21 protein-coding genes are annotated in these 15,541 nt (G+C 35.3%); 8 read left to right on the top strand and 13 right to left on the bottom strand.

Annotated elements, in window-relative coordinates; translation table 11 throughout:
• Positions 1-129: 129 nt before the first annotated feature.
• Positions 130-1,533 carry a branched-chain amino acid transporter BcaP gene (bcaP, locus tag GFJ36_RS03685; RefSeq protein ID WP_000838743.1) on the top strand — a complete coding sequence of 468 codons (1,404 nt, stop codon included), beginning with the start codon at positions 130-132 and terminating at the stop codon, positions 1,531-1,533.
• A 34-nt stretch (positions 1,534-1,567) separates the two neighbouring features.
• On the opposite strand, the gene GFJ36_RS28970 is transcribed toward bcaP, so the two are convergent.
• The 4 genes from GFJ36_RS28970 to GFJ36_RS30055 all read right to left on the bottom strand — a co-directional run bounded on the left by GFJ36_RS28970 (position 1,568) and on the right by GFJ36_RS30055 (position 5,001).
• The gene (locus tag GFJ36_RS28970; RefSeq protein WP_088082175.1) at positions 1,568-1,732 is read right to left on the bottom strand and encodes a hypothetical protein; all 165 of its coding nucleotides are present in this window, start codon (positions 1,730-1,732) and stop codon (positions 1,568-1,570) included.
• A gap of 12 nt (positions 1,733-1,744) precedes the next feature.
• Positions 1,745-1,948, bottom strand: coding sequence for a hypothetical protein (locus GFJ36_RS03680; RefSeq protein ID WP_000391504.1), 204 nt, complete (start codon positions 1,946-1,948; stop codon positions 1,745-1,747).
• Between the two features lie 80 nt (positions 1,949-2,028).
• Positions 2,029-4,491, bottom strand: coding sequence for a LamG-like jellyroll fold domain-containing protein (locus GFJ36_RS03675; protein ID WP_141542746.1), 2,463 nt, complete (start codon positions 4,489-4,491; stop codon positions 2,029-2,031).
• Positions 4,492-4,752: 261 nt separating this feature from the next.
• Positions 4,753-5,001, bottom strand: a complete 249-nt coding sequence (locus GFJ36_RS30055) for a hypothetical protein (protein WP_306472148.1) — start codon at positions 4,999-5,001, stop codon at positions 4,753-4,755.
• Here GFJ36_RS30055 and GFJ36_RS03670 point away from each other — a divergent pair.
• Positions 4,886-5,269: an S-Ena type endospore appendage gene (locus tag GFJ36_RS03670; protein ID WP_306472147.1), complete on the top strand. Its 384-nt coding sequence runs from the start codon at positions 4,886-4,888 to the stop codon at positions 5,267-5,269. The genes GFJ36_RS30055 and GFJ36_RS03670 overlap by 116 nt on opposite strands.
• Before the next feature lie 57 nt (positions 5,270-5,326).
• On the opposite strand, the gene GFJ36_RS03665 is transcribed toward GFJ36_RS03670, so the two are convergent.
• The 4 genes from GFJ36_RS03665 to GFJ36_RS03650 form a co-directional block, all read right to left on the bottom strand.
• Positions 5,327-5,671, bottom strand: a complete 345-nt coding sequence (locus GFJ36_RS03665) for a DUF3992 domain-containing protein (RefSeq protein ID WP_000525803.1) — start codon at positions 5,669-5,671, stop codon at positions 5,327-5,329.
• Between the two features lie 20 nt (positions 5,672-5,691).
• A complete protein-coding gene (locus GFJ36_RS03660; RefSeq protein ID WP_098230355.1) occupies positions 5,692-6,060 on the bottom strand; it encodes a DUF3992 domain-containing protein in 369 nt (122 codons plus the stop codon).
• A gap of 110 nt (positions 6,061-6,170) precedes the next feature.
• Positions 6,171-6,776 (bottom strand): DedA family protein, encoded by a 606-nt coding sequence (locus GFJ36_RS03655; RefSeq protein ID WP_061677846.1) that lies wholly within the window; start codon positions 6,774-6,776, stop codon positions 6,171-6,173.
• An 11-nt stretch (positions 6,777-6,787) separates the two neighbouring features.
• Positions 6,788-7,069: a YkvA family protein gene (locus GFJ36_RS03650; protein ID WP_000733852.1), complete on the bottom strand. Its 282-nt coding sequence runs from the start codon at positions 7,067-7,069 to the stop codon at positions 6,788-6,790.
• A gap of 350 nt (positions 7,070-7,419) precedes the next feature.
• Here GFJ36_RS03650 and ku point away from each other — a divergent pair, with 350 nt between their 5' ends.
• The gene (gene ku / locus GFJ36_RS03645; protein ID WP_157349462.1) at positions 7,420-8,232 is read left to right on the top strand and encodes a non-homologous end joining protein Ku; all 813 of its coding nucleotides are present in this window, start codon (positions 7,420-7,422) and stop codon (positions 8,230-8,232) included.
• Between the two features lie 17 nt (positions 8,233-8,249).
• Here ku and GFJ36_RS03640 read toward each other — a convergent pair whose 3' ends face one another.
• Together GFJ36_RS03640 and GFJ36_RS03635 are read right to left on the bottom strand one after the other, a co-directional pair.
• A complete protein-coding gene (locus GFJ36_RS03640; RefSeq protein WP_087985786.1) occupies positions 8,250-9,029 on the bottom strand; it encodes a DUF2935 domain-containing protein in 780 nt (259 codons plus the stop codon).
• 14 nt (positions 9,030-9,043) lie between these two features.
• Positions 9,044-9,457 (bottom strand): VOC family protein, encoded by a 414-nt coding sequence (locus GFJ36_RS03635; protein WP_097891327.1) that lies wholly within the window; start codon positions 9,455-9,457, stop codon positions 9,044-9,046.
• A 48-nt stretch (positions 9,458-9,505) separates the two neighbouring features.
• Between GFJ36_RS03635 and GFJ36_RS03630 the strand changes: the two genes are divergently transcribed.
• From GFJ36_RS03630 to brnQ2, 4 genes are all read left to right on the top strand, one after another.
• Positions 9,506-9,721: a spore coat associated protein CotJA gene (locus GFJ36_RS03630; protein ID WP_046957262.1), complete on the top strand. Its 216-nt coding sequence runs from the start codon at positions 9,506-9,508 to the stop codon at positions 9,719-9,721.
• A gap of 8 nt (positions 9,722-9,729) precedes the next feature.
• Complete coding sequence (locus GFJ36_RS03625) at positions 9,730-9,993, top strand: spore coat protein CotJB (RefSeq protein ID WP_000194492.1); 264 nt, start codon at positions 9,730-9,732, stop codon at positions 9,991-9,993.
• Positions 9,994-10,005: 12 nt separating this feature from the next.
• Positions 10,006-10,575, top strand: coding sequence for a spore coat protein CotJC (gene cotJC / locus GFJ36_RS03620; RefSeq protein ID WP_000265275.1), 570 nt, complete (start codon positions 10,006-10,008; stop codon positions 10,573-10,575).
• A 217-nt stretch (positions 10,576-10,792) separates the two neighbouring features.
• Positions 10,793-12,109 carry a branched-chain amino acid transport system II carrier protein BrnQ2 gene (gene brnQ2, locus GFJ36_RS03615; RefSeq protein WP_087985787.1) on the top strand — a complete coding sequence of 439 codons (1,317 nt, stop codon included), beginning with the start codon at positions 10,793-10,795 and terminating at the stop codon, positions 12,107-12,109.
• Between the two features lie 36 nt (positions 12,110-12,145).
• Here the strand turns inward: brnQ2 and GFJ36_RS03610 are convergent, their stop codons facing one another.
• From GFJ36_RS03610 to GFJ36_RS03600, 3 genes are all read right to left on the bottom strand, one after another.
• On the bottom strand, positions 12,146-13,150 hold the full coding sequence (locus tag GFJ36_RS03610) for an ABC transporter permease (RefSeq protein ID WP_088608438.1): 1,005 nt from the start codon (positions 13,148-13,150) through the stop codon (positions 12,146-12,148).
• 1 nt (position 13,151) lies between these two features.
• Complete coding sequence (locus tag GFJ36_RS03605; protein ID WP_137035374.1) at positions 13,152-14,018, bottom strand: ABC transporter permease subunit; 867 nt, start codon at positions 14,016-14,018, stop codon at positions 13,152-13,154.
• A gap of 88 nt (positions 14,019-14,106) precedes the next feature.
• The gene (locus GFJ36_RS03600) at positions 14,107-14,841 is read right to left on the bottom strand and encodes a YwaF family protein (RefSeq protein ID WP_087985789.1); all 735 of its coding nucleotides are present in this window, start codon (positions 14,839-14,841) and stop codon (positions 14,107-14,109) included.
• A 212-nt stretch (positions 14,842-15,053) separates the two neighbouring features.
• Here GFJ36_RS03600 and GFJ36_RS03595 point away from each other — a divergent pair.
• Positions 15,054-15,541: efflux RND transporter periplasmic adaptor subunit (locus GFJ36_RS03595; protein WP_481747063.1), on the top strand; the 488-nt coding region annotated here is incomplete at its 3' end.

The following is a 15,541-nucleotide window of genomic DNA, read 5'->3' as shown; positions in this document are numbered from 1 at the left end:
AAAATTAATCCAGCAATTTTAAAAAACAACCTACCATAACTGTACCTCCATTTACTTATATACTCTTTTCTAGTGGGCTCATACTATATTCGCAGTTATGAAAATGAAAAAACGGGGGGAGAGTCCAAAGTGAAGTCATTATTACGAAAAAAACCGCTTAGTACTGAATCACCACGGCAGTTAGATAGAACCTTAACTGCACTTGATTTAACATTTTTAGGAATTGGCGCCGTAATTGGGACAGGGATCTTTGTATTAACAGGTATTGTCGCAGCGAAACATTCTGGTCCTGGTATTATGTTATCATTCCTTATTGCTGCATTTACTTGTGCTTGTGTAGCCTTTTGTTATGCTGAATTTGCTTCTTCTATTCCTGTCTCAGGAAGTGTGTACACTTACGCATATATGACAGTCGGAGAAGTCGTCGCCTTCATCGTCGGCTGGTGTTTAATGCTCGAATATTTACTTGCAGTCGCGGCAGTAGCTGTCGGTTGGTCTGGTTATTTACAATCTTTACTACAAGGATTTAACATCCATTTGCCCACCATAATAGCCTCGGCCCCTGGCGTAGGAAAAGGCGGTATTATCGATTTACCGGCTGTTTGTATTTTACTACTCATTACGGGACTTTTAAGTTTCGGTATACGCGAAAGCGCACGCATTAATAATATTATGGTTCTTATCAAGTTAGCTGTTATTATCGCCTTTATCGTAGCAGGGGCAAAATATGTAAAACCTGAAAATTGGACTCCGTTCATTCCATTCGGATACGACGGTATCATTACTGGGGCTGCCACTGTATTCTTCGCCTTCTTAGGCTTTGATGCAATCGCAACCGCTGCAGAAGAAACGAAAAAACCACAGCGCGATTTACCAATTGGCATTATCGGTTCCCTTCTTATTTGTACTGTTTTATACATGATTGTATCTTTCGTTTTAACAGGTATGGTTCCGTATACACAATTAGATGTTTCTGATCCAGTTGCGTTTGCCTTACATTTCGTTGGCGAAGATACAATTGCAGGACTACTCGCTGTTGGGGCGATGACTGGAATGACAACCGTTCTCTTAGTCGTTATGTATGGACAAGTTCGCGTTTCGTATGCAATGAGCCGCGACGGTTTACTTCCAAAAGCGTTAGCACGTGTGAATAAAAGAGTAAAAATCCCTTTATTAAACACGTGGATTACTGGCGTTGTGTCAGCTTTATTAGCAGGACTTTTAGACTTACATTTACTAGCGAATTTAGTAAACATCGGTACGTTAACAGCATTCACATTCGTTTGCTGCGCTGTACTTATTTTACGAAAAACACATCCTGATTTAAAACGTGGATTCCGCGCACCTTTCGTACCTGTATTACCAGTTGTTGCAATTCTTTGCTGTTTATATTTAATGATCAATTTGTCTAAAACGACATGGATAAGCTTTGCAGTTTGGCTTCTAGTCGGCTTATGCTTCTATTTCTTCTACTCTAGAAAACATAGTCATTTAGCTACTGAAAAAACAAATGATGAAGAGAAAAAAGCATAACAAAATAGCTCGCCGATAAAACGGCGAGCTACCTTCATGTCTGATTATTTTTTTTCGTTAACGATTGTAAAATGAAAAATATGCCGATGCAAGCTGTAAACGATGCCCAATTTCCTATCGGTGTAGCGTATTTAAAAACGCCAATACCTACAAGCAATAGGAAAATAATCACCTGATATATAAGCTTCCACTTTTGCATATGTTCCCTCCTTTACTTCGTTCCCTTCTTTTTCTTCTTCCATGCATTTAAACTATCAAAGAAGAAGTTAATAAATAACGTGCCTAAACCCGCTAATAAAAACGTCATTAAAAATAGAACCCATATACTTTTCTCTTTTAAGAAATAATATCCTACAAGGAGCACAACCGCGATCCATACATATTCAAGAATTCTTTTTAGCTTTTTCTCTTCCAAATTATTCGCTCCCTCATTCTATGCTATTTTTAGTATAACAAAAAAGAAGCCTATCATGATAAGCTTCTTTTTCTTCTCTCTTATTTGCTTATGCCTTTTTCAACGAGTGAAATCGCATATTCTATCGTACGATTCATCGTTTCTACTTGTGCATCTTTTACTTTCGCATCTTTTAATACAGCTTCTGCCACTGTAATTTTTTGACTCAATGATTTCACTGAACCGTCCGTTACATTTGCAGCTTGTGCTTTTTTCACTACTGCTTTTGCAGATTCAATATTGATTTGTAATTTTTCTTTCAGTGTTTTCGGCTGTTCTTCTGCCACTTTTGATTGTACAAATGTTACATTAGCTGTTTTTAATTCGTTATACGTTTGGACGATTTGCTCTCCAGTACTTCCTACATTTTCAAATGCTTGCTTTGCAGTGTTATAGCTTTTCTCTAGTGCTTGAAATGCTTCCTTTGAATATTGACCTGGTTTGTCACCAAACTCATACGTACCAGCTAACACTTCTTTCACTTTCCCAAGCTCTTCATATAACGCGTTTACTTGCTCTAATTTTGTACGATTAGAAAACTCATTATACGCTGCTAATACTTCTGAAGAACTTAATGCTTTACTATATAATTTTGCAAGCGCAATTTGTCCATTTAGCGGTATACCACCATTCCCATTACTATCAGGGTCTGCCCCAAGCGCAAATGGTACGTTCGGGTGATATACTTTCCCTGTAGCTGGTTGGCTATTTACTTTTTTACCATCTACGTAAATTGCTACTTCACTTCCGTTATACGTTCCTGTTAAATGGTACGTTTTATTAGCCTCTAATTGAACGCCAACACGTTTATAACTTCCACCAATATGAGCCCATAATTCTACATAACCACTTCCTGTAGATTCAAAACCAATTCCGCCGCTCTCTGTATTTTGTAAAATACCTTGTCCGCGAATTTCATTCATTGAAAACACAGTTTCTAATGTAAATGTATTTGCTACTTTCTCTTTTTGTGCTGCTGAAAATGGAAGGTATCCAAATGTATTTGCTTTTCCGTTTAGCTTCATAACATTCTTTTTCAACACTTTATCATATTCAATAGTCACATTACCCTTAACATCACCTTTTGTACCAAATGATGAATTGTCTTTAAATGTACCATCTGCAAAGTTTACATCAAAAACATCCGCCTTTGGTACTTTCACATTCGGGTCAATATTATCTTTTTTCGTAGTAATCTCTGCCGTTAATGGTTGTACACTTTCGTTGCCGAATGAATCAATCGCAACGACTTCCAGTGTATATGTTTTCCCGCCATCTAGTCCTGCAAGCGTAAATGTCAGTTCTTTCGGCACTGGATCACGATAAAACTCTGAGAATGCTAACAATTTATTCTTTATTTCTCCCGTTTGCTTATCTCTCGCTTGTACACGGTAAGAATGAACAAGAAGGTTGTCCAACGCTTGCTGGAATGTTACTGTTGCTGCATTTTCTGTTATATTTGATACCGACAACTTCGCATCTTTTGCAAAGTATGGCTTTTCTTTATCACGATCTTCTACATGTGTAAATGTGTCTTTCTTTGATGGTAATTTAATTTTCCAAGGCTCGCCTGTCCAAGAATTTGTATGGAAATCACGGCGATTAATCGTTACTTCTTTATCATCTACTTCTACTAATAAACCTTGGCTTAATGTACTAGCTCCTGACGGGATATTTCCTTGTACTTTACCACCTTCAACCTCCATATAACTTACTGAAGATGTGCCAACTGATGTAAAGTCTTTTTGATGAATCGATCTTGGATCATCTAACGGATAATGTGAATGACCTGAAAACGTAATAACTTGTGGGTATTGTTTTAATACCTCATTAATTTTCGCACTATCTTTTGTTCCCCATTCTTGGCTACCGTATACTGTATCTTTAATATGTTGGTGTAAAAATACGAAAATTGGTTTTTCTGGATCATCTTTTTGAGCTTTTGCCATCTCTTCTTTTAACCAATTAATTTGTTTATCTGAATAATATCCATGAGTTGTCCCGTCCTCTGGAGACATAACAAGGAAGTGATAACCCTTTACCACGTTATGATAATAAATTGATTTCATACCTGTTTTTTCTAAGAAACGCTTCTGCGCTCCTTCTACAGATAAACCGTTCCAATAATCATGATTGCCTAGAGAATTCATTCGTACCGCATCTTTATTTGCATTTTCATTATATACTTGCATGAAACGATCATATTGTTGTACCGATCCTGAATCAGTAAAGTCTCCCACAATTACGAACGCATCTTGTTTAGGTGCAAGTGTATTAAGTTGCTCGATTGCTCGTTTCCAGCGAAACGTATCATCCGTTCCACTATTTTTAATATGTACATCACTTACGACTGGAAAAACGATCTTCTTCTCACTTGGTGCCTTTTCTTGCTTCTTCTCTTCCGCTTTAACTGATGTACTCCACGGAAATGATACGAACGCTAATACAAAAACCATTAATAATCCAATAAGGCCTTTTACTTTTCGTAAAATAGTTCTTTCCACGTGAATCCTCCTCATAATAATTGATTCATTACAAGGGCTATTTTATCTAAAACATATTAATGCCGTTTAAATAACAAATGAATTTTATTAGATTTTTGTAAATATACAGTTAATTATAAGTTAAGTCCAACATTCCTCGTACTATTGTATACAACCACCTTTTGTCTAAAAGAGTGGGGTCATTCTTTTCCTATGATGATTCACATATAATCTTTTCTATAACACTAATGATAAGTTAAGGTTTAAGCCTATTAGACAATCTTAATTTTTAACATTTCCTTCTTTTTTTAACACATCGGCCATGCTTCTACATTTAATAATAGTAAAAGACAACTTAAAAGGAGGGGTTATATTGAAGAATAAAAGAAATATTGGCTGTTTCGCTCCTTTATCTATTATTTGTCCAGACCCTTGTCCACCGCCCCCTCCCCCAAATCCAAATTGCGAGCGAGTAACAAATGAATTTGCAGGGAATTTCCTCATAACGAATAACACCATCCCATCTGCCAAAGATGCATTACAGTCAATGATACTATGGCAAAGTGATGGGATACTACTTATATCAGGTAATGTCTCGGTTTACAATAGTACTAGCAGCACAGAAGCAATTACAATTCAAATCACTGGAGCAGTAACTAATGTTTTCACTGTGTTTCCTGGTAATACAATATCGTACACAGGAAAAGACTTAGAGTCAGTCAGGATTATCAATATACAAAGTAATCCTTCACTATATTTAGAAGGTAAGTACTGTTGCCAATTTACATGTTGCTTATAGAATACCAATTTCATTACGTCCTTAATAAAAAAAGCATACCATTTACGGTATGCTTTTTTATGAAATTGGATAACGTACAGTAATACAAAACTCTCCTTGATTAACAGTTGTTCCTGTCGTAGTAATTCGGACAGTCGTAAAATATCGTACAGTGAAAGTACCACTACTTTGTGGTTGTACAGTAATTGTATCAACTACTGTAGCACCTACTAAAAAATCAACTGTAATGGGATTCGCGCCTACATCATATTTCACATAACCTGAACCATATACTTCTTGTGTAATATTATTCGTATATACAATTTGAGTACCAGCACCTGTAATAGACCAGTCTGTACATACTTGATCTTGCACAAGTGTTTTATTAGAACAACAAGACAAACCGGAACTTCTCATTCCCATTTTGATCCTCTCCTATTCTGCTATGAAAGTGGATAACGTGTTGTAATACAAAATTCTCCCTGATACGTTCCAGCAGGTGTTGCAGGTAACACAACTTGTATACTATCAAAGCGACGATACGTGAAAGCAATACTCGTTCCTGGGTTTAATGTTTGTGTATCAATTGTAGCCCCAGCAGAATCAAGCACCTCTACAGTAATTGGGCCTGGTCCAACATCATATTTAACAAAACCAGTCCCCACTACGTTTTGGTTGATATTATTTGTATAAAGAACATTATCAATTGCTGTTGCAACTACAGTACCAGACCACGGACTACACACTTTATCTTGCACATAATTTTTATCTGGACAACAAGTCAATGCTGACCCTGAGCACTCACAAGACATAGTTGTTTCCCCTCTCTCTTTTATATTCCCTATATGTGTATGTCCTTTAGAGTCTTTTGCCTGTACTATTCATCTATTTTCAAAAAATAAGAAAACTCCTGTACTAATGACTAGATAGATTCCGTTCTGTTTCTTTTTTTCATAAATTTATAGATTAAAATACCACCTACAACAATAACTACGACTAGTAATATCGGTAGCATATATTGTCCAACAACATCCGCCGCTTTTTCCCAATGCGGACCTAATTTCATTCCAAAATAAATATACAAAGTCGTTAACGGGAACATTGCTACAAATGTATATATACTAAATTTCCATATGTTCATTTTCGCCATTCCACATGGAACAGAAATAAGCGTTCGAACCCCTGGCACAAAGCGTCCAACAAATGCTACAACTGGTCCATATTTCTCAAAGAAATCATCTGCTTTTTGAATTTGTTCTTCTTTAATAAAGAAGTATTTCCCGTACTTTATTAATAGAGGACGACCACCGTAATAACCGAGTGCGTATAACGTTAATGGTCCTGTCGTTCCCCCCAGTGTTCCAGCTAATACAGCTAGCCAAAAATTCATATCCCCCTCGTATACCCAATACCCCACCATAGGCAACACTACTTCTGCTGGAATAAATTCAAACGTTAATGCTAACACAACTCCAAAATAAGAAAACTGCTTTAAAAACTCAATTATATCTAAAATAATTTGCTCCATATTTTTAACTCCTATCCTACGTTTACGTTATGCTTTTCTTGTAATTGAACTGGCGCCATTTTTACAATTCGGTTCAAAATGAATAACACAATTCCAATATCATCTAAAATACCGATAAACGGCAGGAAGTCTGGAATTAAATCAAGCGGCATCGCAACATACCCAACTAAAAAAGCAACAGATAAAATTTTCTTCTTTATTGAAACCTCTTTTGAAGTAAAAAAGTCAAATAGGAATGGAACGAAACGACGGACATGAAATACAACTCTTAATCTACTAATAAGTTTTTTCATTTTTATTTCTCCTCTCTTTGTATACAAAAAGGACCCTACCAAATATGGTAAGGGTCCTAAAAAAGACAATAAGGGGCCTTTACCATTGCTGGTAAAGGTCTCACTAACAACGAAACGTTGCCAATAAAGCCGAGGGTTTCTCCCTGTAATGACGACTTTACTGTAATAAGTTACTCCCCTTTATACACAATTTTATACACTCACATTAAAATATTTCAGAGGGCTTGTCAATATATTTTATATCCCAATCCCTCCTGCTTACCCTTCCGTAAAAAACAAAAAACGTATAGGAAATTTCTTACTATCTCATAATATACATAATCATTTTTGAATGAAAGGAGAGGTTTCATTTGCATACCGTATGGAAAGGTGCACTTTCACTTGGACTATTAAATATAGGAATTAAACTATATAGCGCCGTAGAAGAAACCGATATAAAATTTTTAAGTCTCCATAAAGAATGCTTAACACCTATTAAATATAAAAAATTTGCTCCTGATTGTACGGATGAAGAAATTGATGATAAAGATATTGTAAAAGCCTATGAATATGCACCTCATAAATACATCATTATTGATGAAAAAGAATTAGCTGCGTTGCAAAAAGCTCACGAACCACGATCCATTCGTATTATATCTTTTATCCAAAATAACGAAATCGATTCTGTTCTTTATGACCGTTCTTATTTTATAGGCCCTACCCCAGGACATGAAAAATCATATTTATTATTAAAAGAAGCTCTTGAACGTACAAATAAACTTGGGCTTATTCATATTTCTATTAGAAAAAAACAACATTTAGCTATTATCCGTAACTTTGAAGATGGGCTTATGTTACAAACCATTCACTATCCTAATGAAATTCGCGATATAACAAATACACCTAACTTACCAAGTAACGAAAATTATCCTATCCAAAAACAAGAACTCACCTCAGCAATCAATTTAATTCACCACCTTACAAACCCTTTTGAACAAGGAATGTATACAGATGAGTATAAAGAAGCCCTTACCGAATTAATCGAAAATAAAATTGAACAACAGGAAAAAACTGAAACAATCTCTCCAGCTCCGAACATCATTAATATTATGGAGACATTACAGGCAAGTATTGAACAAGCAAAAATAAAAAAAGGAAATAAAAAAGAACAAGAGGCCAAATGAAATCGACCTCTTGTTCTTTAAAGCGGATTACATTTCGGCATTTCAAGTCCAGACGATTGTGCTAATTTTAATAAGTAATAACATTCCTCTCTTGCCATATGATCTGCCATTCTAGCTGATAATGCACTTAATATTTCATTCGATAACTCCAGCTCTTCCACTTCATGTAAAAAATGCGAAAATAATTTTAGTTCAAGTGAAACATCTTTTGTAAACTTCTTTAATGCTGGAAAATGATGAAGCTCCGTTCGTAAATACCCAGTCATCTCAACTGCCTTTAAGTAAAATTGTTCAAAATGCTTCGTAAATTCTTCGCTTTTCTCTTTTAATCTTTTTTCAACAAGATCTAGCCCACCAGAAATGGAACCCGCATGACCAGCCGCATCCGTTAACCAAACGAGATGATAATGCAGTTCATGAAAAACAGGCGGAACTTCTCCTTTCTTTAAAAACTCTAAAACCGTTATATACTCCTCCACTTCGTTTACCATATGATTAATAAAGGTTGGCGTAAAATGAATGGTAATTTTCCCTTCCAACTGCTTCTGTATAATATTTAATTTAAACATCCGAATTTCCTTAGCAGCTTGTTCTGCCTCTTTTGAGAATGCCATCAGATTCACATTCCGAACTTTATTTAACAGGTTCGTAAATGTTTCAACAAAGTAAGTAGCTTTTTTTATATCCTCTTTTTCCTTCGGAGCTAATGCATCAAGTAAAAATTGTGCATGATCAGTAAGTACCTTTAGCCAAAATTGATGCTCAAACAACGCACTTTCTTCATAATTTCTCTCCACTAAATCCCCTCCGTTTATTCATCCTTCTCTACCACTTGAAGTTTATATCCATCTGGGTCTTGTACTACAATACTTTTCTCACTTTTGTTTTCTGTATATGCAATTTTATAAAATACTAACCTCTTCTTTACATTCTCTATGTTAGAAATTGAAAACGTTAGAACATCAACTGAGTCCGTAACACTCTTCTCACGCCCGCCCAAACTGCGATTCATAACAAAACTAATTCTCGTTGAATCGGTATCATACCAAACCCCTGTAATATCTAATTGCGGCCTCTCTGAACTAGGTGTTATCCCTAAAATCCCTTCGTAAAAATACAGAGTTTCCTTTAAGTTCTTTACTTCTAATACAATTAAATTCTTTACATTCTCCACATTCATTCCCCCTGTACTTATTACTTTTTTATATGTGTCATAAATGCTCATTATGTCTGAATACAATACGTAGTAATGAACATGTAAGGAGGTTTATTCGTGAATAAATATATGAGATCATTCGTGCCCTATCATAGTCCTCTCGACCCTTGTCCTCCTATCGGAAAAAAATATTATTCTACTCCTCCTAATTTATTTTTAGGCTTTCAACCGCCAAACTTACCACAATTCACGCCAAAAGAAGCATTGCAAAAAGGGACTTTATGGCCTATTTTTTATGACTATTATGAAAATCCTTATAAAAAAGGGCGGTGACTACTGACGTGACTCAATCGCTACCAGAAGAATACTATCAGCTTTTACTGGAGCTTCAAGAACTGGACTTTGTACTAGTTGAACTCACTCTTTATTTAGATACACATCCAGATGACACCGCTGCGATTAATCAATTTAATGATTTTTCCTATAAACGGCGAGTATTAAAACAAAAGATGGAAGAAAAATACGGGCCACTCCAACAGTTTGGAAACAGCTATTCCAATGCTCCTTGGGAATGGAGCAAAGGTCCTTGGCCATGGCAAATATAAAGGAGAGAAACTATGTGGATTTATGAAAAGAAATTACAATACCCAGTTAAAGTGGGAACTTGCAATCCAGCACTTGCAAAATTATTAATTGAGCAATATGGCGGTGCAGATGGCGAGCTAGCTGCTGCACTACGTTACTTAAATCAACGTTATACAATTCCTGATAAAGTCATTGGCCTACTTACTGATATTGGTACAGAAGAATTTGCTCACCTTGAAATGATTGCTACGATGGTTTATAAACTAACGAAAGATGCAACTCCTGAACAAATGAAAGCCGCTGGACTTGATCCTCATTATGTTGATCATGATAGTGCACTTCATTACCATAATGCTGCTGGTGTTCCCTTTACTGCAACCTATATACAGGCTAAAGGTGATCCAATTGCCGATCTATACGAGGATATCGCAGCTGAAGAAAAAGCACGCGCAACATATCAATGGCTAATTAATTTATCAGATGATCCAGATATAAATGACAGCCTACGCTTCTTACGTGAACGAGAAATTGTCCATTCACAACGTTTCCGAGAAGCAGTTGAAATTTTAAAAGAAGAACGTGATAAAAAAATATTTTTTTAAAACACGTATCCTATTGATATGTGTTTTTTTACGTTAAAAGTTAAATCCTTCCTATTAAAGATATAAATAGTATATTTATTCGATTTAATGTATTATTTTTTAATATTTTCAAAATTCCCTATTGCTTTCTAGTCATCAGACCTTTAAAATAGTAACAGTTACTCGACAAATTATTTGAATTTTCGACAAAAATACTCATTAGGAGGATTTTCTTTATATGCGTACAACTTTAAAGCCAGCGCAAATACTTTCGATTAGTTTATTACTATTCGCAGTTTTCTTCGGTGCTGGTAATATGATTTTTCCGCCCCTTCTCGGTCTTTCTTCCGGAGAAAATATGTGGGTCTCCATTACAGGATTTATTATTACAGACGTCGGTTTATCTTTACTAGCTATCGTCGCTGTTGCCCTTGCCGGTGGTAGTTTTAACACTTTAGCAAGCCGTGTTCATCCAAAATTCGCAGCAATATTCGCTATCATTATTTATCTTTCAATCGGCCCACTATTTGTTATTCCACGAACTGGATCTGTATCTTACGAAATTGGGATTGCACCACTTTTCCCGGACCAATGGTACTCTATGTTAATCTTTAGTGCGATTTTCTTTACAGTCGTTTACTTCTTATCATTAAATCCATCAAAATTAGTAGATCATATTGGAAAAATATTAACGCCAATTTTACTTGGAATTATTGCAATTATGGCAACAAAAGCGATTCTTTCACCAGGAACGTTTACAGAACCTATTGGTGACTATAAAGAAATTCCATTTTTCAAAGGATTTCTTGAAGGATTTTTAACGTTAGATGCAATCGGTGCTCTCGTATTATCAACAATTGTTGTAAATGCAATTCGCCAAAACGGTATACAAGAGAAGAAATCAATTGCGAAATATACAATTATTTGCGGAAGCATTGCAGCCTTATTCTTAACAATTGTTTATTTCTTACTTGGTTATATCGGCGCTTCAAACGGCAACTTAGGACAATTCGAGAACGGTGGTCAACTATTAGCTACTGTTATGTACCAATTCTTTGGGACAAGCGGTAATGTTTTATTAAGCATCGCCATTATTTTTGCTTGTTTAACGACAGCCATTGGTGTTGTAAGTGCATTCGCCAACTATTTTGCAACAGTATTAACAAACGTTTCCTACAAAAAGCTCGTACTATACGTTTGTATTTTTAGCTTCGTGATTTCAAACTTAGGATTAAGTTTATTAATCAAAATTACATTACCTGTATTAATTATTTTATATCCAATTACAATCATTTTAATTTTCGTATCATTTCTTGATAAATATACGAAACGTAAACCTTCTGTCTACATCGGAGCAATGATCGCAGCATTCATTATTAGCTGTATTCATGCACTGGATAATGTGGGAATGATACCAAGTTTTATCGCTAATATCGTACACACCATTCCTTTTTATAACTTAGGAATTGGTTGGATTATTCCAGCAATCATCGGTGGTATAATTGGATACTTTATTCCGCAAACAGAAGCTGAAGGCGAAGTTTCTACAAAATAAAAAAGAAGCAAGCATGAAATCCATGCTTGCTTCTTTTCACATCGTATGTTTAAAAGTAAATAACTCTTCTTTTGACTGCACAGCAGATTGTTCCTCTTCTATAGCGTCCTTCTTTATCTCTCCCCCTAATCTTACTTTCATCATCGCCTCTTCTATACTTTTTACAATCATATTTCCTGAAAAAATAGTAAGTCCAAAAAATGTAATGGGAACGAGCGGGATCCACGGATTCACTGTTAATGATCTAAAATAGACTCCAATTAAACCTGACCATTCATGCGTGTATGATTCTATTTCTTCTATCGGTCCTAAAAACTGAACTGTTCCACCAAAGAATATTTCCAGTAATCCTAAGTGCAGTAAAATAGTAAGAGTTTGCGTAAACTGCTGAAAAAATACAAGTATAAACGTCATATAGAGATGTGGGAAAATATGCTTTATAACAATGTGCCTTCTCGATCCACCCAATATGCACGCAGCTTCAATAAATTCTTCGGTTCTCAATTTACGGACTTCCTTCGCAACATACAGTGCAATAACTGGCATCACAAGCATTACAAGTAATAAAACTTGAAACGAAGCTCTTTCAAAAAAGGTTGTTGTTTCCTCTCCACTCCCAAATGCATTTGCAAGGTGAAGAAAAAAATACGCAATCATAACTGTTGGAATAACTGTAAAACTATCAAAAAAAGCCTCGATTTTTGAAAACCCTCTTTTTACATATGTTCCAAGCACAACACCAAAAAACACACCTATCACCATTCTAAGTGCCGCAATTAAAATAGATATACCAATCGTCCACTTCGCACCTTCAATGACTAAATGTAACAGGTCGTATCCTTTCCGGTCTGTCCCAAGTAAAAATTGTAATGAAGGTGAAAACGGTGGCACTTGTGGATTTTCATCCGCATCATATTGCAATGTAACTTGTCTAATATGTCCATCATTCCATATCGTATTTCCGATGCTCAAAAGAACTAATATGAGAAGAAAACCAATGCTTATCCAAAATCTTTTATCGCGTTTTATATACGTCCACATATTATAGTCTCTCCTTCATCGCAGCTGGAATGAGATAATGAAACACTTTAAACAAAATAAAAATCGGAATATAAATAAGCAGCACACTAACGATGAAAACCTCAACCCTAATACTCTCATACGATTTCAAAAACATAAAAATACCACCCGTATTAAAAATCCATTCTATAATATATAAATTAGATAACATAAAAAAGATATTCGTTTTCGCAAAGAAAAGTGTACTAAGCAACACATTTCGTAAAACATGACGATTTAAAATATGAAAACGATTCAGCCCTTTCGCCTTAGCAAATAGTACATAATCTTTTTCTAGCTCATTTTCAAAACGAAGCACTAACATTTTTACAAACAAAATCGTAGTCGGTATACTCAAACAAAATATCGGCAATCCTCTAATCGATTCGCCTCCGATTGACGCAATTTGAAAAGGTAAAAAACCTGTACTTTTAAAAAACCATACAACTAAAATTTGTGATACTAAAATAAGAAGAATGTCTGGAATAGATTCTAGGAAGATGAGAAATGATTTAATGCGATGCTGTATACGCGGTGAACTACTCATAATGACATAAACAATACAAAATGCTACAAATAATGAAATGAAAAAAGCCGCCAAAAAAATCACAATCGTTTCTTTATAATGGACGAACAACTGCGGAAATAAAAATTTACCTCTCACATATTGAAAATTGGAGATATCCATTAAGTTCACAAACACTTCTTTTAAACTCTGTATGTACTTTGATACATGCAGCTCAAATCCATAAAATAATGTCGGCAATGCTCCTAAACAAATAATACCCAAAATCGAAATAATAAATTGAGCCGTCACTTCCATCCCATTCAGAAAAACTTTTTTGACCACGTTTTCCCTTCTCTCTTTATATAATTTATCCTCTAATTTTATTCTCAATTTTCTGAATTGTAAATATTCAAACAAAAAAATCACTAGGTTATGATCCTAGTGATTCTTTATGCGCATGCCCTTCTCTTTTCGCAAACGGCATATACAAAATAAAACATCCAATAAGCGCAGCTATTTCTAATGAAATAATATAGTAAGGGTGTGGCCCTAACATATCGAGTAATGAAGCAGTTTCTGGCTTACGAGCTAAAAACATATAATTGCCACCTGTTTTGTAGTTCACAAAAGAAACGATTGGAATTATTATGTTTAAAAATATCATCGTACGCTTAATTGATTGCAAGGTCGGTCTATATCCTTCTACCCACGTCATAAAGAGTGGTGCCCAAATGAGTAATACATGTGCGGCGAAGAATTCTATAAAGCGAAAATGCGGAAAAGCATATTGCACGTTCGGCGTTAAAATAGCTTGTGATGCACCGATAATCCCTGTAAAAAATACAATCTCATATATGCGGTAACTTTTCGTTACAATCATAATCGATGCTAACAATAAACTAATCGTACATAGCTCAAATGGTAATGAAGTGCCTAGTTCAAAAATCCCCGCTTTCCATTCCCACATATGGAGCCCAATTTCACTCCCAACAAATAAAAATGCAATCGCATATCGAACCGTTATATTCCACTCACTCTGCCGTAATATATCTTGGTATTGATACAGAAAAAATATCCCCACCAACATAATAAATAATATAAGGACGTGTTGCCTTGAGTATGGAATAAATGGTTTTAATGGATGCGCACTAAAATAAGCTTCCATCTTACCTCCTCCTCTCTTTCATACAATATTATTGTAAGAAAGAAACGACGAGTCAATTCATTTGCTTACAACTAGGACAAGCTCTACCTTACATTTACATATTCATACCTTACAAAACTGTAAGGTTATTGTAAGCTAAAACGATTTGTCAGATTCTTCACCTCTTCTATACTGAATGTAGATACTAAAACGAACGAAAAGGTGATAAATAGATGAAGAAGAAAAATAAAGTGTTAATTACTAGTGTAGTAGCAATCGGTATTGCAGCTGGATCATATTTTGCATTTGCTGGTGGTAGTTCAGAAGTAGCAATGGCATATAGCGGATATAAAGTAACAGAAAAACAAATTGAAAACGCGCAAAAATTTGGCGGTGAAGTCATTCCAAACGGCATCGAAACAATTTCATTTGATCCAACAAAAGGTACGTATGAATTAGCTGTTAAAAAAGGCGATGAAGTTAAGAAAGGGCAGCTTCTGTTTAAATATAATGACCCTACTGCGAAACAAGGTGTAACGGAAGCAGAAATGCAAAAGAAAATCGCACAAAAAGAAGTAACATTGTTCCAAAAACAAATTGATACAGCGAAACAAAAATTACAAAAAGATAAAAATGCAGGCCTTCCTGCTGAAGCATTAAAAGCAGCAGAAGTCGAAGTACAACAATTAGAATCACAAATTGAAATGAAAAGGTTTGAAGT

It is taken from the genome of Bacillus sp. EE-W1, assembly GCF_009760835.1.
Taxonomy (GTDB): domain Bacteria; phylum Bacillota; class Bacilli; order Bacillales; family Bacillaceae_G; genus Bacillus_A; species Bacillus_A wiedmannii.
Note: the sequence above shows the minus strand (reverse complement) of the source record. Positions and strands in the feature narration are given on the sequence as shown.

What these genes read in the sequence shown, in the direction of transcription:
- brnQ2 (WP_087985787.1), top strand. Translation starts at nt 10,793, where the DNA reads ATGCGTACAACTTTAAAGCCAGCGCAAATACTTTCGATTAGTTTATTA.
- GFJ36_RS03635 (WP_097891327.1), bottom strand. Translation starts at nt 9,457, where the DNA reads ATGAGCATTTATGACACATATAAAAAAGTAATAAGTACAGGGGGAATG.
- GFJ36_RS03610 (WP_088608438.1), bottom strand. Translation starts at nt 13,150, where the DNA reads ATGTGGACGTATATAAAACGCGATAAAAGATTTTGGATAAGCATTGGT.
- GFJ36_RS03655 (WP_061677846.1), bottom strand. Translation starts at nt 6,776, where the DNA reads ATGGAGCAAATTATTTTAGATATAATTGAGTTTTTAAAGCAGTTTTCT.
- cotJC (WP_000265275.1), top strand. Translation starts at nt 10,006, where the DNA reads ATGTGGATTTATGAAAAGAAATTACAATACCCAGTTAAAGTGGGAACT.
- GFJ36_RS28970 (WP_088082175.1), bottom strand. Translation starts at nt 1,732, where the DNA reads ATGCAAAAGTGGAAGCTTATATATCAGGTGATTATTTTCCTATTGCTT.
- GFJ36_RS03660 (WP_098230355.1), bottom strand. Translation starts at nt 6,060, where the DNA reads ATGTCTTGTGAGTGCTCAGGGTCAGCATTGACTTGTTGTCCAGATAAA.
- GFJ36_RS03650 (WP_000733852.1), bottom strand. Translation starts at nt 7,069, where the DNA reads ATGAAAAAACTTATTAGTAGATTAAGAGTTGTATTTCATGTCCGTCGT.
- GFJ36_RS03600 (WP_087985789.1), bottom strand. Translation starts at nt 14,841, where the DNA reads ATGGAAGCTTATTTTAGTGCGCATCCATTAAAACCATTTATTCCATAC.
- GFJ36_RS03665 (WP_000525803.1), bottom strand. Translation starts at nt 5,671, where the DNA reads ATGGGAATGAGAAGTTCCGGTTTGTCTTGTTGTTCTAATAAAACACTT.